Here is a 19,880-nt window from a genome sequence, read left to right as displayed (position 1 = left end):
AAAAATATGCTAAGCTATCTTTAGCTGATACAATAAAATAGTCACACTAGGGGAGCCGCCCATGCGGCTGAGACGAAATAAATGGATTTCGGACCCTTTGTACCTGATCTGGGTTATGCCAGCGTAGGGAAGTGAGCGCCGCACAAGCAAGGTAACCACATCATTACTTTTGTTTGTACGTGGGACGATATACGTATACGGATATGATTGTCCGTTCGATTATTGGACGTTCGTAAAACCACTTCCTCTGGGAAGTGGTTTTTTTGCGTTACGTTCGGTTTTACCTATTGAATTTCCGTATCCGGATCACATATGATCTCCTTCATTATTGCTGGCACAAGTGGCTGGCTCCGTCTGATATTTTGTGATGTGGGGCCACAATGATATTGGTTCAGCTTATAGGATTAGTTTAAGCCCTTAGTTCAATGTGAGGTGAACATGAGATCGAATTACACGTAATTACGATGGAAAATGACTCCCATGCATATGTAGCCCAAGTGGCTGCTGCTATTTATCCGTATGTTCATTTTGTGCATGCACGTCTAAAGCAGAAGGGGGCCTCAGAATTACTCGGGTTGACCCGAAGCATGGTGGAGCAGGGGATTCCTTTGCAGCAAATTGTAGTCAATGACCGTGTTGATGTAGCTTTACTTACCTTGGCTGGAGCTGTCCAGCTACCGGCAAATGGGCTACCAGCTCAGGATGTTAAGGGCCTACTTCCAAAGGGGACACGCTGTGGAGTGTCTGTGCATTCCTTGGAAGAGGCGCAGATTGCCGAGCGGGCTGGGGCGGACTATGTACTCTACGGTCATGTATATGAGACCCACTGTAAGCCCGGGGTTGTGCCGCGGGGTACAGCTCAGCTTGAACGCATATGCAGGTTGTCCAACATTCCAGTGATTGCACTTGGCGGTATACAACCGCATCATATTCCGGAGCTTTATCATGCTGGAGCAAGTGGAATTGCAGTGATGTCCGGTATATGGGAAGCTGAGTCGCCAATCGCGGCTGCGATGGAATATAGACAAATGGTAGATCAGATAGTCTGCAGCCGTTGTAAGGAAACGAGAGTAGAAGAATTTCGAAAGAAGTATGGTCAGGTCAGTGGAGAGGAGATATAACATATGCCTAAAATACACACAGAGGCTACAGTTATAGGACATGCTGAATGCTTGGTTATAGGTGGAGGTGTGATCGGCAGCTCCATTGCTTATCATGTGGCTAGGGAAGGGCGCAGTACGATCATGCTGGAGCGAACGATGCCGGGTGAGGGAGCCTCGGGAGCAGCGGCCGGAATGCTTGCAGCAGAGAGTGAAGAGTTCATCGACTCTGATCTGGAGCAATTGGCTCGTACAAGTCGGGACGAATTCCCTGAGCTTGTTCGTGAACTGGAGCGGTTGTCCGGTGTTTCAGTAGAATTTCGTACAGAGGGATTTGTAGCTCCTTTCCGTTCGGAAGCTGAGGGTGAAAGACGATGGAAAGCTGCTAACATGCGCGAGGATAATCAGCCTGAGTGGTGGAATGCCAAGGAATTGGCCAGACGGATTCCGGGCATAGATCGTCAAGCGATCGGAGCTATATATCGGTCAAAGGAGACGCAGCTCGTTCCAGTACAGCTATGTCGTGCTTATGCGGGAGCAGCATCTGTGTTGGGAGCTACAATATGGTCCTGTACCCATGCGGAGCAGCTGGTCGTACAGAATGGCCGGGTTTGTGGGGTGGTAACGGACAGGGGATTTTTTTCTTGCGATCAGGTCATTATTGCCGGAGGCCTGGATAGCATGAATTTGCTAGACCAAGCAGGCTTTCATTACCCGCTTTATCCGGTCAAAGGTGAAGCAGTTGCAGTTTCCTTAAAGGATCACCCTTTGGAATATACCATTTATGCCGATGATATTTACCTTGTGCCTAAACAGAAGAACGAGGTTTGGATTGGGGCAACGAGTCTTCCAAACCTCTATGACAAAGAAGTGACTGTTGAAGGTTTGGAGGGGCTACTGGCACGTGCTGCTGCCTGGCTACCGCGCGTCCGTGAAGCTTCTTTTGTACGTACCTGGGCGGGCCTGCGTCCGCAGGCAGCAGCGGGACGTCCTTTTATAGGGGCTGTTCCCGGCTTGGAAGGGGTATATGCAGCAGTCGGGCATTATCGCAACGGTGTCCTGTTGAGTGAAGCTACCGGACGTGCGATGGCAGGACTGCTTAAAGGGGCTGATGCCGAAGAGCTTGGAATAAGCAACTTTTCTTCTGTTCGTATCAAGGAGGAAAGCTTATGAGGCTGACGATTAACGGCCAGAACATGAACTTTTCTAACCGGATCACTCATGTGGAGCAATTGCTGCATGAGCTTGATTTAAAGGTGAAAACCGTTGTGGTCGAGCTGAATCGCCACATATTGACTCGTGAAGAACATGAAGAAGCGATCCTGAAAGACGGAGACAGCTTGGAAATTGTACATTTTGTAGGAGGCGGTTGATGATGTTAACCATTGGAAAAGCATCTTTTACATCAAGGCTGTTACTGGGAACGGGAAAATTCTCGAATCTGGATATCCAATCCCAAGCTGTAGAGGCTGCTGAGGCCGAAATATTGACCTTTGCTGTGCGGAGATTAAATTTGGAGGAACGAGATAAGCAACATTTTCTGGATACGCTGGATTTGAGCCGCTATACACTTCTTCCCAATACGGCAGGAGCGACGACAGCGGAGGAGGCTGTTCGTATTGCAAAATTGGCAAGGGCCTCAGGCCTGTGCGATATGATTAAGGTGGAGGTCATTGGGGACGATAAGACGCTGTTGCCTGATCCCTTTGAAACGCTGAAAGCAAGCGAAAAGCTGCTGGAGGAAGGCTTTATTGTGCTGCCCTACATATCCGATGATGTCATTCTGGCCAAGAGGCTGCAAGAGCTTGGAGTGCATGCCGTTATGCCTGGAGCTTCACCGATTGGTACAGGACGCGGCCTGCTTAATCCGTTTGCATTGGAGTTAATTATTGAACAAGCAGAGATTCCGGTCATTGTCGATGCAGGTATTCGCTCACCGAGTGATGCGGCAATGGCGATGCAACTGGGAGCAGATGCTGTTCTGTTGAACACACCCGTCTCGGGAGCGAAGGATCCTGTAAAAATGGCAGAGGCCATGAAACTGGCTGTTCGCGCGGGTAGATATGGTTTTGAGGCGGGGCTGATTCCCGTAAAACGTTATGCTTCAGCAAGCAGTCCCACAGAAGGTATGGTTCAGGCATGATGGAAACAGAAAAATCCTGTGAAGTCGTACAAGCAAGTGACCGCTATTCCAGACAGGAAAGATTCGCTCCCTTTGGGTCAGAAGGACAACGCAGGCTCGCTTCTTCTCATGTACTGATCATAGGTGTCGGAGCGCTCGGCACAGGTATTGCAGAAACCCTTGTCCGTGCAGGTGTAGGTACGGTTAGCATCGTAGACCGCGATTATGTGGAGTGGAGCAACTTGCAGCGTCAGCAGCTTTTTCAGGAGAGTGACGCCGCAGAGAGATGCCCCAAAGCAGTGGCTGCCCAGCGAAGATTAAAAGACATTAATTCGGAAACGGTCATACACGCACATGTACTGGATGTCGGGGTAGCGGAACTGGAAGAGCTGATCCAGGGAGTTGACCTGATGATGGACGCAACCGATAATTTCGATACCCGATTGCTCATGAACGACATGGCACTAAAGCATCGCATACCGTGGATTTATGGGGGATGTGTAGGAAGCTATGGTGTGACTTATACCATTTTACCAGGGCAAACGCCTTGTCTTCATTGTCTGCTGGGAACCGTTCCGTTTGGAGGCGAGACCTGTGATACCGCCGGGATTATACCACAAGCAGTACAAATGGTCACGGCCAATCAGACAACGGAAGCCTTCAAGCTTCTTGGCGGATATAAGAAAGAACTGCGAGGGAAGCTGTTTTCGTTTGATTTGTGGCGAAACGAGTATGCAGCAATAGCCGTAGACAGCTTGAAAAAAGCGGATTGTCCTTCCTGCGGCAGTCACCCGACGTATCCCTATTTGTCAGCCTCACATCGGCAAAAAACAGAAGTGTTGTGCGGTCGCGATACCGTTCAGATAAGACCAGCCAAACCGATACAGCTGAATCTTAAGGAAACCGCAGATCGGCTTGCTGCTGTGGGAGAGGGAAAAGTAGAGCAGAATCCGTTTTTGGTTTCCTATAGTACGGGCGTGCATCGCTTGGTCATTTTTGCTGATGGGCGAGCGTTGATTCACGGAACAAAGGACGTGGCAGAAGCAAAAAGTCTATATCACCGTTATTTGGGCTAACTATAAAAAGCAGAAAATCATTCCTGTAAGAATGGTTTTCTGCTTTTTTGTTACAATAAATATAAATATGTTTTAATGACTTACAAACAAATTGATCATTTTCCATATCACAATGCGATGTCCAAACCAGGTGGGTGAAAAGATGAGTCCGTTAATTTTACTTGTGGATGAAAATGAAGCGTTGCCTGTAATTGTACATCTATTGGAGCAAGCAGGCTATCAGGTGGGGCATGTCCGATATATGTCAGAGGGAAGCTCCTACGCAGCCGATCATGCTGTGAATATGCTGCTTCTGAACGTTGATGAAGAGCAAGGGGATGCACAAGGAATGATTCGTACCGTCCAGCAAAACCATCCTCGTGTACCGTTATTCGTCTTGACCTCATCTAACGATGAGAACCATATCGTTGCCTGTTTTGAGCAGGGAGCACACGATGTGATGGTATTCCCCTTTCCTCCCAAAGTGTTTCTGGCCAGAGTAGCTAATTTATTGCGAATTTTTGGTGCTGCTCATGATGTAGCAAGGGTAATCGAGGCGGGTGATCTACATATAGACCATGCAAGCAGAATGGTAAGTAGAGGGGGACAGAAGCTGGAATTAACTCCAAAGGAATTCGATCTCTTGCTTCATCTGGCTATACATCTCAATCAGGTTTGCAGCAGACAGCAAATCCTAAAGGATGTTTGGAAACATGATTATATCGTAGATACGAACGTAGTAGACGTGTATATCAGGCATTTGAGAGTTAAAATAGATAAGGGGCAAAAATTCAAAATGATTCGCACGGAACGAGGCATTGGCTATTCTCTCAAAACACCACCTGAAGTAGAGTAGCATAAACGCATATAAAAAAGCCGGGAGCTGTTTGTCCCGGCTTACATATATTAAACGAGTTTCATATTAAAGCACGCGGCGTGCTTTAATGTATGTTCTTTTCCAGTTTCCAGAGTTCAAATCGGAGATGGTAACGCCAGGTTCCCCGTAAGTGTGCAGAATCTTACCGCCGCCCATATAGACTGCTACATGGGTAATATTGTGACCTGTAGCGCGGCTACCGCTCGAGAAGAACACTAAGTCACCTTTTCTCAAATTGGACTTGGATACAGCACGTCCGACTTTGGACTGTTCGACAGATGTGCGCGGCAAATCCACTCCGTATTTTTTGAAAATATGTTTCATAAAAGAAGAACAGTCAAAATTACGAGTGGTGCTTGTAGAAGCTCCAAACTTATAAGGAGTTCCCATATATTTTTCGCCATAGTTAATTACTTTTTGGGCTACCGTAGTAGTAGCAGTGGCAGCTTGTACTGTATTTGTTGCCTCAATTGCAAAAGTTCCAAAACCGATAGTGGTTGCGACTCCTGCGATAATTACCTTTTTTATGATTTTATGCATGTTCATGTTGTAAGTACCTCCAAAAATTGTTTGTGCAAAATCTTGCTGAGTTGCTAACTTGCCCACAGAAGTATAACAGTTTTGAAGCCACCTAATAGTTGGAAAACTACTCGCAAATGCTTGAGGGACAAGGCTTAACATAGCAATTATTAAAAAACGATTAAAAATTACAAATTGTAAAAAAAATAGCGCTTCACAATCAGGAAGAAAGAAAGAAACGCTTGTAAATCAAGCGCTTGAGCAATAAAAGGATATTTATAAAAGTTACAATAGTGTCATAACTAATCTTTACTTTGAATAACAAGCAGTAGTCCGCTTTCGATGGAAATCGTCCCTTTTAAAGCGGTTAGCTTGTTGCTGACAGCACGTGATTGTCCCATCTTGAGGGTGGCATTTTGTAATGGGTACATAAATCCATCCAGGTTTATCCCTGTTACCTCAGCAGTCATAGGAAGCAGCGATGTATATGTATATCCCATGGGCTTGACCTCCAGCGTGGACCCTGTGAGTTCGATATAGTTATGTGCGTCCATAATTGCGCAACTAATATGATGCTGCATCGCGCGTACCAATATTTGAACATTAGCCAGTGTGTGGTCCATTCTGGTGCCGGTCACACCAAGCATGAGTACATGATCTGCCTGTTCGTCTATAGCAATCTCCAAGGCAAGCTCCGTATCTGTCAGATCCTTCAGTACAGGATCACACGCAAGCATGCGTTTGCTAGCCGATTCAACCCGTTCTTTTTCCTGTGGTGTTATCGAATCAAAATCACCTACAGAGATATGCGGTGTGATGCCATGCTCAATCAGAAAAAGAGCACCTTTATCCGCACCTATAATAAAATCTTCAGGTTGTATTTGTTGTAGATCTACTTCACTAAGACGACCACCGGAAAATACAATGGCGCGCTTCTTCGTCATATCCAACATCCTTTCTTTCTGTCATACGGACTATATGGTACCATCAGCTTTTAAGTATAACGCGTTAAATATGGCTTGCACAATTTTGGAGAGCGCGACTACAATGAAACAGAAAAAGGGAGTGTAACAATGCATAGGAAGGAGAACAACATGATTAACGTTTTATTTGTGTGTCTGGGCAATATATGCCGCTCTCCTATGGGAGAAGCGGTATTAAGACATAAGGTGCAGGAACGGGGACTAAGCGCGCAAATTCAGGTAGACTCGGCTGGAACAGGCGACTGGCATATCGGGAATCCTCCACATGAGGGAACACTAAAGCAGCTCAAGCTGCACGGGATTAGCGAGAAGGGCTTAAAGGCGCGGCAAATAGGAGGCCGTGATTTTGAGGCGTTTGATTATATTGTGTGCATGGATGATTCCAATGAACGAAACATGCGTAAGCTGGCAGGTGGAGCGGACGCTGATATTCTAAAATTCATGGACCTACTTCCCAAAGAACAGCTGAGAGAAGTGCCAGACCCTTATTTCACTGGGAATTTTGAAGAAACCTATCAATTAATGGATGCGGGGTGCGAGGCCTTGCTGGACAAAATCATAGAAGAAAAGCTATAATGTGAACGACAGAAGACGGCAATTATTGCCGTTTTTCATTATATAATTTTGAAAGCGTAATCATTTTGTAGAAAGAGAAAAGAGCATAATGACCTGATCTGGTCGATCCATGCCCAATTCCCACTTCCTAATAGTTGTTTAGTTTTGAACAAGGACACTCATGCGCGATCCAAAAAATACATGAGCGCGTCAGGCAGCTCGTTTTGCCAAAAGCCCCACAAATGCTTGCCATCCTTTTCACGGTAGGAAACCTCGGCGTTCCGTTGGCGCAGTAAATCTGCGCATTGGCGGTTAAGCTCTACAAAGTTATAAATGCCTGTATCGCTCTCAAATGCATCCTCCTGAAGGCCGACAATCATCCATATCCGCAGATGGGACAGATCCTTCTCACGGGCGATGATTTCCTGCGAAGCCTCATAGTAAGCGCCAGACAGGCTAATGATGCGGTTGAACAGCTGCGGATACAACAAGGCCAAATGCAGAGACACACTGCCTCCCAGTGAATCCCCTGCCAAAATGCGGGATGATGCATCACTTCTTATAGGATACTTTTGTTCTACATAGGGAATAATCTCTTCTGCAAAACAGGCGGTGTACGCCTCGAAACGATGGCCAAAGGGAGCATATTCCTGTGTTCTGATTTTGGTGTTCACTTCGACGCCGACAATAATGAAGGGCTCGATGCCTTCATCAAGGATGAGACGGTTTGCATGAGTTGCAATGCGGCCAAAGTTGAAGAATTCTTCTCCATCCTGACAGTATACGACCGGATAGCTCAATAATTCATTATAGCCTGGCGGCAAGTAAATACGGAGCGTTCTGGTTTCGCCAAGAAAGCGGCTTTCTACTTCGTCTTTAAGGATGGTTCGTTTTAAATACCGGGAATCCGTCATTTTTCGTCACCTTTCTCGGTGTATTATTTTGCATTCGGGATCACAATAAGTTAAGATTACCCTGATTGCAATAGATGTTTAAAATTTCAATCATGTACTAAGCTGTTATAGTAAAAACAATCACCTGTTACATGCACAAAAATGTGGCAAACTCAAAAAAAATAACTAAATCTTTGACGCAAGCAATATAACAGGTGTATAATAATCCTATAACAGCGGAGCTTGATATTCAAATTTTTTTGTTGAGGTGAAGAAAATGAGCAAGGTTCCTTATGAAGTGTACACAGAGGAAGTTGAGGCTCTGTCCGTACTTTCTCCGGATGGTGAAATTATCAATAAAGATAAATTGCCTAAACTTACAGATGATCAATTGAAAGAAATTATGTATCGCATGGTATTTACTCGTACTTGGGATGATCGTGCCGTTAACTTGGGCCGTCAAGGACGTCTCGGCTTCTACGCTCCGGTATCCGGACAAGAAGCAACAATGGTTGGTAGTGAATTTGCACTCCAAAAAGAAGACTTTATTGCTCCAGGCTACCGCGATATTCCGCAACTCGTTTGGCATGGCCTGCCTTTATACCAAGCTTTCTTGTATTCCCGTGGTCATCAACACGGCGGTCAAGTACCGGACGGTGTTAACGTATTGATGCCGCAAATCATTATTGGCGCGCAAATTCTGCACGCTATGGGTATTGCGATGGGCTACAAGCTGAAAAAACAAAAACAAGTCGTCATTACATATACAGGTGACGGCGGTTCTTCTGAAGGCGACTTCTACGAAGGTCTGAACTATGCTGGTGTATACAAGCTGCCAGTTATTTTCTTCGTGCAAAACAATGGCTACGCCATCACGACTCCATTTGCGAAGCAAACCGCTGCTCTTTCGATCGCTCACAAAGCGGTTGCTGCTGGTATTAAAGGCGTGAAAATTGACGGTATGGACGTGCTTGCAGTTATCAAGGCTGTTCAAGAAGCCGCAGAGCGTGGACGCAACGGCGAAGGTGCTACACTGATTGAAGCGGTAACATATCGTTTCCGCCCGCATTCCCTTTCTGATGATGCAACGAAATATCGTACCAAAGAAGAAGAAGGCGAATGGAACGCAAAAGATCCAATTGCCCGTTTTGCGAAATACCTTGAGAAAAAAGGTCTGTGGACTGAAGAAGATACAGCTCGTGTAAAAGAAGAAGCTAAAGCGAAAGTGAACGAAGAGATCAAAAAAGCCGAGAAAACAGAAAAAATGACCATCCCAGGCCTGATCGACAGCATGTTCGAAAAAACGCCTAAGCATCTGGAAGAACAAAAGGCTGATTTTAAATAATTGAGCTTGAAAAAGACCGGGCCGCATCCCGTTCCGGTCTGCTTTTCAATTGGACCTGAACTGAAACTGATCTGTCAATGTTTAAGGAGGAAATGAAGCAAATGGCACAAATGAACATGAAAGAAGCGATTCGTGACGCACTGCGCGTAGAGTTGAAACGCGACCCTAACGTCCTGCTTTTCGGTGAAGACGTAGGTCATGTAGGTGGCGTATTCCGCGCAACAGAAGGTTTGCAAAAAGAGTTTGGCGAAGAACGTGTATTCGATACTCCGCTGGCGGAATCCGCAATCGGGGGTCTTGCTGTGGGTCTGGGTATCCAAGGCTTCCGCCCTGTAGCTGAAATCCAGTTCGTAGGCTTTATCTTTGAAGCACTCGACCAAATGGCGATTCAAGCATCTCGTATGCGTTACCGTTCCGGTGGACGCTACAATTCTCCAATCGTATTCCGTACGCCTTTCGGTGGCGGTGTTAAGGCAGCCGAGCTGCATACAGATTCCCTGGAAGGGCTTTTGGCTCAAACACCTGGTATCAAGGTTGTTGTTCCTTCCAACCCTTATGATGCAAAAGGCCTTATGATTGCGTCTATTCGCGATAACGATCCAGTATTTTTCATGGAGCATTTGAACCTGTACCATGCATTCCGTGCTGAGGTTCCTGAGAATGATTACACCGTTGAACTGGGCAAAGCTAACGTGGTTCGTGAAGGCTCCGATGTGACGATCATTACTTACGGTATGATGGTACACACTTCGATCAAAGCTGCTGATGAGCTGGAAAAAACAAAAGGCATCAAAGTGGAAATCATTGATTTGCGTACGATTAGCCCGATTGACATTGATACGATCGTTGCGTCCATTCAAAAAACAAATCGTGCTATCGTTGTTCAGGAAGCGCAAAAGAGCTCCGGCGTAGCTGCTGAAGTAATTGCACAAATTAACGAAAAAGCAATTCTGCACCTGGAAGCACCAGTTCTGCGTGTAGCAGGTCCAGATACCGTTTATCCTTTTGCTCAAATTGAAGATACTTGGTTGCCAACGCCAACACGTATCATTGATGCGGTTAATAAAGTATTGGAATTTTAATTAAAGCACACCGTAAATTTGGGAGGTTTTAAATGTGGCAAAATTTGAATATAAATTCCCGGAGCTGGGTGAAGGTCTTCACGAAGGCGAAATCATCAAGATGCACATCAAGCCCGGCGACAAAGTAACAGATGAAGATATCATCATGGAAGTACAAAATGACAAGGCTGTAGTTGAAGTTCCATGTCCAGTCAACGGCACAGTTCAAGAAGTATTTGCCAAAGACGGAGATATCTTCAATGTAGGTCAAGTCGTAGCTGTAATTGATGCAGAAGGTGAACTTCCTGAACAAGAAGATGCACCAGAAGCACCAGCTGCAGCAACTGCCAGTCCTGAGCCAAGTGCTGCTGCACAAGGCGGAGCTGCAGGTACAGCTAGATTTGAATATAAATTCCCTGAACTGGGCGAAGGTCTTCACGAAGGCGAAATCATCAAGATGCACATCAAGCCTGGCGACAAAGTAACAGATGAAGATATCATCATGGAAGTACAAAATGACAAGGCTGTAGTTGAAGTTCCATGTCCAGTCAACGGCACAGTTCAAGAAGTATTTGCTAAAGACGGAGACATCTTTAACGTAGGTCAAGTCGTAGCTGTAATTGCTGCAGAGGGTGAGCTTCCTGAACAAGAAGAAGCACCAGCTGCTGCTAAACAAGAACAGGATGCTGCACAAGGCGGAGCTAACACAAAACCAGCTGCAACTCCTGCTGCAACAAACAAAGACGTGCTGGCTACTCCTAGCGTACGCAAATTTGCACGTGAGCAAGGTGTAAACATCGCTCAAGTGAGCGGCTCCGGCAAAAACGGTAAAATCACTAGAGAAGATGTAGAAGCTTTCAAAAATGGTGGGGGCCAAGCGGCTGCACCAGTAGCGAAAGAAGCTGCAAAAGCACAAGAGCCAGCTAAAAAAGAGGCGAAAGCTGCAGCGCCATCCGCACCAGCAGCAGATCCACGTGCTGAGGAAGAGCGCGTACCGTTTAAAGGTATCCGTAAAGCTATTTCCAATGCCATGGTTAAATCGGCCTACACGGCTCCACACGTTACAATTATGGACGAAGTGGATGTAACTGAGCTGGTTGCTTTCCGTACTCGTATGAAACCAATTGCTGAGAAGAAAGGCACAAAAGTAACATACTTGCCATTCATCGTAAAAGCTTTGGTTGCCGCTTCCCGTCAATTCCCGGCTCTGAATGCCTCGATCGACGAAGAAGCAAACGAAATCGTCTACAAAAAATACTACAACATCGGTATTGCTACAGATACAGACAACGGCTTAATCGTTCCTGTTATCAAAGATGCTGATCGTAAGAGTATCTGGATGATCGCTGATTCCATTCGTGATCTGGCTGTACGCGGTCGTGATGGAAAATTGGCTGCGAACGAAATGAGAGGAAGCACCATTTCCATCACGAACATCGGTTCTGCAGGCGGTATGTTCTTTACTCCAATCATCAACTTCCCTGAAGTTGCGATTTTGGGAACTGGTCGTATCAGTGAAAAAGCAGTTGTGAAAAACGGTGAAATTGTTGCTGCTCCAGTAATGGCTCTTTCTCTGAGCTTTGACCACCGTATTATTGACGGTGCAACTGCTCAAAACTTCATGAACTATATCAAACAGCTGCTCGCTAACCCTGAGCTGCTTGTTATGGAGGTGTAATCAATGGTAGTAGGAGACGCTTCTCTGGATATTGACACATTGGTTATCGGTGCGGGTCCTGGCGGCTATGTAGCTGCCATCCGTGCCGCACAATTGGGACAAAGCGTATTGATCGTTGACAAATCTGAGCTGGGCGGTGTCTGTCTGAACCGTGGATGTATTCCATCCAAAGCTTTGATCTCTGCAGCTCACCAATACGAAGCTGCTAAACACGGCGAGTCCTTCGGTATTACGGCTGAGAATGTAAAAGTAGATTTCGCTAAAACACAAGAATTTAAAAACGGTGTTGTTAAAAAAATGACAGGCGGCGTAAGCGGCTTGCTCAAAGGCAACAAAGTTGAAGTTTTCAATGGTGAGTGCATGTTCATCAACGAAAACGAAGCTCGTGTATTCAATGAACATGAATCACCACGTTACCGTTTTAAAAACGCCATTATCGCAACAGGTTCCCGTCCAATCGAACTGAAACCATTCCCGTTTGGCGGACGCATTCTGTCTTCTACAGAAGCATTGAACTTGCCTGAAATTCCGAAAAGCCTGATCGTTATCGGTGGTGGATACATTGGTGCAGAGCTTGGCCAAATGTACTCCAAATTCGGTTCCAAAGTAACCATCATTGAAGGTATGGATACTGTTCTTCCTGGCTTTGACAAAGATATGACTTCGATCGTTGCGAAAAGCATGAAGAAAACAGGCATTGAAATCTTCACTGGCGCTAAAGCGGAAAGTGCGGAACAAACAGATAAAGACGTAACGGTGAAATTCTCCGTTAACGGCGAAAGCAAAGAAGTAACTGCGGATTACCTGCTTGTAACCGTTGGACGTCGTCCAAACACAGACGGTGAGCTGGGTCTGGATCTGATCGGCGTAGAACTGGATGAGCGCGGAATGGTGAAAGTTGACCACCAAGGACGCACTAGCATTCCTCATATCTTTGCAATCGGCGATATCGTTGCTGGTCTTGCGCTGGCTCACAAAGCTTCTTACGAAGGCAAAGTGGCCGCTGAAGCAATTGCAGGAGAACCATCTGTTGTAGACTACAAATGTATGCCGGCTGTTGTGTTCACAGATCCAGAGTGCTCCAGCGTAGGTTACACAGAGGCTCAAGCCAAAGAAAAAGGCTACAATGTCAAAGTTGGCAAGTTCTCTTATGGAGCAAACGGTCGTGCCGTTTCCCTGAACGCTGCTGAAGGCTTTGTGAAAATCGTAGCTGACGCAGATACGGGTCTGGTACTAGGTACGCAAATCGTAGGTTTGGAAGCTTCCAACCTGATTGCTGAGCTGGGTCTGGCGATTGAAATGGGTGCTACACTCGAAGACATCTCCCTGACTATTCATGCTCACCCTACATTGGGCGAAATCGTTATGGAAGCAGCGGAAGTCGTGCTGGGTCATCCGATCCACGCATTGGCACCACGTCGCTAATCCCATTTCATTATCTCGTTTTTGGTTTTCATACATCTTCAAGAGAGGCAAGGAGCGCAATATCTGCGTTCTTTGTCTCTTTTTTAATGATTTAGGATTTTCAGGACTACCATGAAAATTCAAACAGTACATGGTCAACGAAGTGTCGTACATGATAAACTAAATATAGCTATGGTATAGAGCGAATTTTTCAAGATTAGATTCTAGCGCTGCTAGGTCTTTAAATCATGCCTAAAGGAGAGAAAAGAAGTGCGCAACTATTTGGAATTGCTGGAGGATATTTTAGAGAATGGCGTAAAAAAAGAGGATCGCACAGGGACGGGAACACTATCTGTTTTCGGAAGACAGCTTCGGTTTGACCTGGCCAAGGGCTTTCCCTTGGTAACCACCAAAAGAGTACATTTAAAATCGGTTATCCACGAGCTGCTGTGGTTTTTGCGGGGGGATACGAATATTTCTTATCTTAAGGAAAACGGAGTTACCATTTGGGATGAATGGGCGGATGAGCATGGCAATCTGGGCCCCGTATATGGTTCGCAATGGCGCTCGTGGGAAACGCCAGACGGGCAGTATATTGACCAGATTTCCAATGTCATTGAGTCGATTAAAAGCAATCCGGATTCACGCCGACACATTGTCAGTGCCTGGAATGTGGCCCAAATCGAATCGATGAAGCTGCCGCCTTGTCATTTCGTATTTCAGTTCTACGTGGCTGGAGGAAAGCTTTCCTGCATGCTGACCATGCGTTCAGTAGATACCTTTCTTGGACTGCCATTCAACATTGCGAGTTATGCATTATTAACGCATATGGTTGCACAGCAATGCGGTTTGGAGCCGGGGGAATTTATTTGGTCAGGCGGGGATGTGCATATTTATTCAAATCATATGCAGCAAGTGCATACACAGCTGGAGCGTGAGCCTTATCCGTTGCCTCAGCTGAAAATTCTGCGCAAGCCGGATTCTATTTTTGATTACACTTACGAGGATTTTGTTTTTGAAAATTATAAGTATCACCCAGGGATCAAGGCGCCTGTCGCTATCTGATTAGAGGAGGGAAAGCATGGGGATTTCGATGATATGGGCAATGGCACAAAATGGTGTGATTGGCCGGGACAATAAGCTTCCTTGGCGTATCCCAAGAGACATGGCCTTTTTCAAAGAGCAGACGACGGGCAAAACTGTACTTATGGGACGTAAGACGTGGGAATCCTTTGGAGGAAAAAGCCTGCCAAACCGACGTAACGTGGTTTTAACCCGGGATCAGAACTACCAGGCAGAAGGTGCGGAAGTGATCCATTTACTCGAAGAGGGACTCCGATTGGCAGCGGAAGAAGAACTGATGGTCATCGGGGGAGCAGAGATTTATTCACTATTTTGGCCCCATGCTGATCGGCTGATCGTGACCCGAATTGAGGAGGATTTTGAAGGGGACACCACCTTTCCTGAGCTGGATTGGAATGGCTGGCAGGTAGTCAGTGAGACTCCTGGAGTCAAGGATGAAAGAAACCCGTATGACTATCGCTTTATCGTTTATGAAAGAAAGAAGTAAGAATGGAAATCATTTGACCTCAGCGATTTGAAAATTTAATGAACCATATAAAAAATCCTTTTGGCTGTTGATGCAGAAAGTTGCATAAGTTTTCATCACTTTTGTGCTGTATTGTGATACAATAAATCAAATTCAACGAGAATAGACCCTTTCATGATACAAACAGACAAATTCGAATTTGCATAAATTCTGAATGGATGAACGGGGTTCATAAGCGAAGAGATGGGGGAACGTAACATGTCTACACCAACTGGATTTATGGAATACACACGACAGCTTCCTACAGACCGGGACCCGGCAGAGCGTATTAAGGATTGGGAAGAATTCCATAAGCATATGTCTGAAGAAGAGCTGCGTACCCAAGGGGCACGTTGTATGGACTGCGGAACTCCTTATTGTCATACGGGGATGGATATCATGGGAGCAACTTTAGGCTGCCCGGTCCATAATCTTATTCCGGAATGGAACAATCTCGTATATCGTGGTTTATGGAAGGAAGCGCTAGAACGGCTGCACAAAACGAATAACTTCCCGGAATTTACAGGCCGTGTCTGTCCAGCGCCATGTGAAGGCTCCTGTACAGTCGGTCTGATCGGGGAGTCTGTTACCATTAAGACGATTGAGGAAGCCATTATCGAAAAAGGTTTTGAGGAAGGCTGGGTTGTCCCTAATCCACCAGAAAAGCGTACAGGCAAACGAGTGGCTATTGTTGGCTCGGGTCCGGCAGGACTAGCTGCTGCTGCTCAGCTTAACAAAGCAGGACACAGCGTAACTGTATATGAGCGTGCAGATCGTGTGGGTGGATTGCTGATGTACGGAATCCCATCCATGAAGCTGGATAAGAAGGTTGTACAGCGTCGTGTGGATTTGCTGGAGGCGGAAGGTATCCAATTCATCACAAATACGGAAATCGGCAAAGATATCCCCACTGAGCAGTTAATTGCTGAGTATGATGCAGTTGTACTGTGTGGTGGATCTACGAAGCCAAGAGAATTCAATATTGAAGGCAGCGATTTGAATGGTGTTCATTATGCAATGGATTATTTGAATGGCACCATCAAGAGCTATCTGGATTCCAATCTCGAAGATGGCAACTATTTGTCCTCTAAAGATAAGGATGTCATTGTAATCGGCGGCGGTGATACGGGTTCGGACTGTGTAGCTACATCTCTGCGTCATGGTTGTCGGAGTGTCACTCAATTTGGTACCCATGCTAAAGCTCCTTTGGAACGTGATCCGATTGGCAACCCTTGGCCGCAATTTCCGAATGTGTATTCTCTCGATTATGCACAGGAGGAAGCGAAGGCGTTGTTTGGGGAAGATCCGCGTGAGTTCTCCATCATGACGACTAAATTTGTAGGTGACGAAAACGGGAATTTGAAAGAGTTGCATACCATCCAAATTCAACGTATTGTCGATGAAACAGGACGTAAAATCTATCAACCGATTCCGGGTACAGAGCGCATATTCCCGGCACAGATTGCGCTGATTGCAATTGGATTTGATGGACCTGAGCAAACGATCGTCGAGGAAATCGGTTTGGAAACGGACCGTCGCTCCAACGTTAAAGCACGTTATGGGAAATATGTTACGAATGTGGATAAGGTTTTTGCTGCGGGTGATATGCGTCGTGGACAAAGTCTTGTCGTGTGGGCTATCAATGAAGGTCGGGAAGCTGCGCGTGAGGTTGATAAATACCTCATGGGTGCTACCGTTTTGGTGTAAATCCAAGCTCTATTATATAGCTCATGTCAAAGCTCCATCTTCGGATGGGGCTTTGTTGTATTTGCAAGGTAAAGAGCCATTATTGTGTTGTTACTATAATGTAATTAAAATTAACACATAAATTAAATGAACTGAATATATATTTATTATCTATAGAGATCATAACATAAAAGCAGGAGAAAAGTGTAGCTTTTTTATTGAATTATGAAATTATTTTGCGGATAAAAATAATAATTCGATTTTAATGTTATATAATTTAACGTAAACATGACTCAAAGTAATTGTTGTGCAAGTTTGTTGGTTTTTTACATAGCTTCACAAAATCATAGCCTGAGAGAACAATGATATCTATGGTATAATACACATATATTGTTGAAGCGTTTAGACTAAATGAATTTACAAAGGAGCTTTCGTCGGGAGAAAGCTCCTTTTGCATGAGGCCATGCTACCTGTGTTTCCTGTACATCCATGTATATGTATGACTTGAAGAAGGAAAACAGAAGGCCGTCAGGAAGGAATGGAATATGAATGAAGACGTTGATTATTGCTGAGAAACCAGATATGGGGCGGACAATTGCCGCTGTTATCGAGCCACGTGCTAAAAATAACCGCACCTATTTGGAAGGGGAAAAATACATTGTAACCTGGGCAATCGGTCATTTACTGGGTCTGGCTGAGCCGGATGCATACGATGACAAGTACAAAAGATGGAATATTCGGGACCTACCCATTATCCCTGAGCAGTTCAAAATAGTACCGAATCCCAAAACAAAGGATCAGCTAAAAATGATTGGTGAGCTGGCCAAACGCTGCAATGCCATTGTCAATGCTTGTGATGCCGGGCGGGAAGGGCAGTATATTTTTGCGTTGATTCAGCAGCAGTTGAAGCTGCGTCAGCCGGTCAAGCGACTATGGATCTCAGATTTGACGGCAGAAAGTATTGCGACAGGCTTCGAACGGCTGCGAGATGCTTCAGAGTTTGAATTTTTGACTCAGGCTGCGCGGGCACGAAGTGAAGCAGACTGGCTGATCGGTATGAACGCCTCCAGAGCCTTTACAACACGCCATAACACGCTGCTATCGGTAGGGCGGGTCCAGACTCCTGTGCTGGCATTAATCCATGATCGGGAAAAGGAAATTGAGGCATTTCAGTCTCAAACCTTTTATGATGTATGGGCTGAGTTCAAGCAAGACCAGATCAAGTACAAAGGTGCGTGGCAGGGGGATCGACTAACTAAACCCGAAGAAGCCGAGGAGATAGCTGCAGCGGTTCGCGGCAAAACTGGCAGCATTACAAAGTATGATACGAAGCAAACGAAGGAGTATCCTTTTAAACTGTATGATTTGACGCTGCTTCAACGCGAGGCGAATGCCAAGTATGGTTATTCGGCCAAAAAAACATTGGATGTGGCACAAGCTCTTTATGAGCGGCATAAGGTCATTTCTTATCCGCGTACCAACTCTAATTATGCGACAGAACAAAATATAGACGGGATGCACAAGGCGCTGCGTATGTTAGGCACAGGGCCTTATGCTGAGCTGGTACAACAAGCAAACCCTAATTTGGTCCATAAACAGAATAAATCGGTCTGTAATCCGTCTCGTGTTGAGGATCACCATGCTATTTTGCCAACCTTGAAAAGGCCAGGAACGCTTAGCAAGGAGGAACAAAATATATATGACCTGATTATTCGCAGGTTTTTGTCACATTTTTTTCCTCCTGCTGAATATAAAATGCATACCGTGATGACGCAGGTGGACAAGCATCTGTTTAAAACAAGTATCAAAGAGCTTCTTTCTTTGGGATGGAAAGTCGTTTTGAGTAAGGCTGACCAGGAAAAAGGAAAAAAGAGCAAATCATCCAAGAAAGAGGAAGAAGAAGAGACGGACGAATGGACGGACAAGAAATTTGAGATTGATGCAGGTCGTCAAGTGGACTGTATTCGTGCGGAGATGAAGGAAAAGGCGACTCAGCCTCCTAAAAGTTATACGGAGGGTACATTGCTGAAAGCGATGGAAAGCGCGGGCAAGCAGATGGAGAATGAGGAATTACGCGAGGTTATGAAGGATGCCGGATTAGGAACACCTGCAACACGTGCCGCCACCATTGAACGATTAAAGAAGGTCGGCTACATTGAAATGAAAGGCAAAAAGATTCTCATTACGGATAAGGGGAAAATGGCCATTGACCTGATCCGTAACGCAGGGGTCGATCTGTTGGCTTCGCCGGAGATGACAGGACAATGGGAACGCCGCTTGCATCAAATTTCCAAGGGTGAGGCAGCTCAGGAGAAGTTTATGGATAACGTTAAGAGATTTACGTTGTCCATCATTGACAAGGTGAGGCAGCAGCCACCAGCTCCGGCAAATGCTTTTGGCGAGGAAGCGAGGGGCAAACGTGCGGCTGGAAAAGGGAGCCCCCGCAGTGCAGGTGCGAGTGGACGCACAGCCTCCAAAGGAACGCGCGTCTCATCAGGTCGCGGTAGCAGCGTTGGAAGCGCAACGTTGGAGCGTGCCTCCGATGCGGCAGCCTCAACCGCTGGAGCTACGCGCAGCTCCTCCAACGGTCCGTCAGGCGCTTCACCGAGCCGACGGGAAGCTCTGGGCAGCTGCCCACGCTCCAGTTGCGGCGGAAGCATTATTGAAGGCCGCAAGGGGTACGGGTGTAGCCACTACAAGCAGGGGTGCGGCTTTGTCGTCTGGAAGGAATATGCTGGCAAGCAGATTACGGAAACGATGCTCAAGTCTCTGTTGACGAAGGGACAGACACAGCTGTTGTCTTTTAAGCGTAAAGATGGATCAACCGTCAAAGCCCGAATTGTGCTGAATGAACCAGGTACAGGGCAACTTAGCGTTCGTGAGGAAGGCTGAAAAAAGTCCAGATGATGATTCAGACAGACTGAGCAGGCTAATATGTTTTAATCACAAAAAAGGACCCTATCCGAGAGAGCCCTGCAAAACGAATACAGTTTCTGTAAAAACAAAACCAGTAC

Annotated in this window: 18 protein-coding genes and 1 riboswitch; of the genes, 15 read left to right on the top strand and 3 right to left on the bottom strand. The window is 46.0% G+C overall.

Features of this window, described 5'->3' with window-relative positions; all coding sequences use genetic code 11:
• The first annotated feature begins 38 nt into the window (after positions 1-38).
• Positions 39-147, top strand: a riboswitch (TPP riboswitch).
• A 317-nt stretch (positions 148-464) separates the two neighbouring features.
• The 6 genes from GCU48_RS24875 (at position 465) to GCU48_RS24850 (ending at position 5,133) form a co-directional block, all read left to right on the top strand.
• Positions 465-1,121, top strand: a complete 657-nt coding sequence (locus GCU48_RS24875) for a thiamine phosphate synthase (protein ID WP_244315944.1) — start codon at positions 465-467, stop codon at positions 1,119-1,121.
• A gap of 3 nt (positions 1,122-1,124) precedes the next feature.
• On the top strand, positions 1,125-2,273 hold the full coding sequence (thiO, locus tag GCU48_RS24870; RefSeq protein WP_152381811.1) for a glycine oxidase ThiO: 1,149 nt from the start codon (positions 1,125-1,127) through the stop codon (positions 2,271-2,273).
• Positions 2,270-2,473, top strand: a complete 204-nt coding sequence (gene thiS / locus GCU48_RS24865) for a sulfur carrier protein ThiS (RefSeq protein ID WP_025716103.1) — start codon at positions 2,270-2,272, stop codon at positions 2,471-2,473. Before thiO ends, thiS begins: the two co-directional genes overlap by 4 nt.
• Positions 2,474-2,475: 2 nt before the next feature.
• Positions 2,476-3,243, top strand: coding sequence for a thiazole synthase (locus tag GCU48_RS24860; protein ID WP_152382262.1), 768 nt, complete (start codon positions 2,476-2,478; stop codon positions 3,241-3,243).
• Complete coding sequence (locus tag GCU48_RS24855) at positions 3,240-4,298, top strand: ThiF family adenylyltransferase (RefSeq protein ID WP_152381810.1); 1,059 nt, start codon at positions 3,240-3,242, stop codon at positions 4,296-4,298. Before GCU48_RS24860 ends, GCU48_RS24855 begins: the two co-directional genes overlap by 4 nt.
• A gap of 142 nt (positions 4,299-4,440) precedes the next feature.
• A complete protein-coding gene (locus GCU48_RS24850; RefSeq protein WP_152381809.1) occupies positions 4,441-5,133 on the top strand; it encodes a response regulator transcription factor in 693 nt (230 codons plus the stop codon).
• Between the two features lie 66 nt (positions 5,134-5,199).
• Here the strand turns inward: GCU48_RS24850 and GCU48_RS24845 are convergent, their stop codons facing one another.
• The gene (locus GCU48_RS24845) at positions 5,200-5,700 is read right to left on the bottom strand and encodes a C40 family peptidase (protein WP_152381808.1); all 501 of its coding nucleotides are present in this window, start codon (positions 5,698-5,700) and stop codon (positions 5,200-5,202) included.
• 275 nt (positions 5,701-5,975) lie between these two features.
• Entirely contained in the window at positions 5,976-6,617 is a 642-nt protein-coding gene (locus GCU48_RS24840; RefSeq protein WP_152381807.1) for a thiamine diphosphokinase, read from the bottom strand.
• A 150-nt stretch (positions 6,618-6,767) separates the two neighbouring features.
• On the opposite strand from GCU48_RS24840, the gene GCU48_RS24835 reads away from it, so the two are divergent.
• The gene (locus tag GCU48_RS24835) at positions 6,768-7,232 is read left to right on the top strand and encodes a low molecular weight protein-tyrosine-phosphatase (RefSeq protein ID WP_152381806.1); all 465 of its coding nucleotides are present in this window, start codon (positions 6,768-6,770) and stop codon (positions 7,230-7,232) included.
• Between the two features lie 158 nt (positions 7,233-7,390).
• Here the strand turns inward: GCU48_RS24835 and GCU48_RS24830 are convergent, their stop codons facing one another.
• Positions 7,391-8,125, bottom strand: coding sequence for an alpha/beta hydrolase (locus tag GCU48_RS24830; protein ID WP_152381805.1), 735 nt, complete (start codon positions 8,123-8,125; stop codon positions 7,391-7,393).
• 256 nt (positions 8,126-8,381) lie between these two features.
• Here GCU48_RS24830 and pdhA point away from each other — a divergent pair, with 256 nt between their 5' ends.
• From pdhA to GCU48_RS24790, 8 genes are all read left to right on the top strand, one after another.
• Entirely contained in the window at positions 8,382-9,449 is a 1,068-nt protein-coding gene (gene pdhA, locus GCU48_RS24825; RefSeq protein ID WP_152381804.1) for a pyruvate dehydrogenase (acetyl-transferring) E1 component subunit alpha, read from the top strand.
• Between the two features lie 101 nt (positions 9,450-9,550).
• Positions 9,551-10,531 (top strand): alpha-ketoacid dehydrogenase subunit beta, encoded by a 981-nt coding sequence (locus GCU48_RS24820; RefSeq protein WP_025716112.1) that lies wholly within the window; start codon positions 9,551-9,553, stop codon positions 10,529-10,531.
• Positions 10,532-10,565: 34 nt separating this feature from the next.
• Positions 10,566-12,188: a 2-oxo acid dehydrogenase subunit E2 gene (locus tag GCU48_RS24815; RefSeq protein ID WP_025716113.1), complete on the top strand. Its 1,623-nt coding sequence runs from the start codon at positions 10,566-10,568 to the stop codon at positions 12,186-12,188.
• 3 nt (positions 12,189-12,191) lie between these two features.
• Positions 12,192-13,613, top strand: coding sequence for a dihydrolipoyl dehydrogenase (lpdA, locus tag GCU48_RS24810; RefSeq protein WP_025716114.1), 1,422 nt, complete (start codon positions 12,192-12,194; stop codon positions 13,611-13,613).
• 249 nt (positions 13,614-13,862) lie between these two features.
• Positions 13,863-14,657 carry a thymidylate synthase gene (locus GCU48_RS24805; RefSeq protein WP_152381803.1) on the top strand — a complete coding sequence of 265 codons (795 nt, stop codon included), beginning with the start codon at positions 13,863-13,865 and terminating at the stop codon, positions 14,655-14,657.
• A gap of 16 nt (positions 14,658-14,673) precedes the next feature.
• Positions 14,674-15,162, top strand: coding sequence for a dihydrofolate reductase (locus GCU48_RS24800; protein WP_152381802.1), 489 nt, complete (start codon positions 14,674-14,676; stop codon positions 15,160-15,162).
• 237 nt (positions 15,163-15,399) lie between these two features.
• Positions 15,400-16,887: a glutamate synthase subunit beta gene (locus tag GCU48_RS24795; protein ID WP_152381801.1), complete on the top strand. Its 1,488-nt coding sequence runs from the start codon at positions 15,400-15,402 to the stop codon at positions 16,885-16,887.
• Positions 16,888-17,415: 528 nt separating this feature from the next.
• Entirely contained in the window at positions 17,416-19,758 is a 2,343-nt protein-coding gene (locus GCU48_RS24790) for a type IA DNA topoisomerase (RefSeq protein WP_152381800.1), read from the top strand.
• Positions 19,759-19,880: the final 122 nt, after the last annotated feature.

The sequence above is a fragment of the Paenibacillus brasilensis genome, from assembly GCF_009363115.1.
In the GTDB taxonomy this organism is placed as follows: domain Bacteria; phylum Bacillota; class Bacilli; order Paenibacillales; family Paenibacillaceae; genus Paenibacillus; species Paenibacillus brasilensis.
The sequence above is the reverse complement of the archived record's forward strand: the minus strand, read 5'-3'. Positions and strand labels throughout refer to the sequence as shown.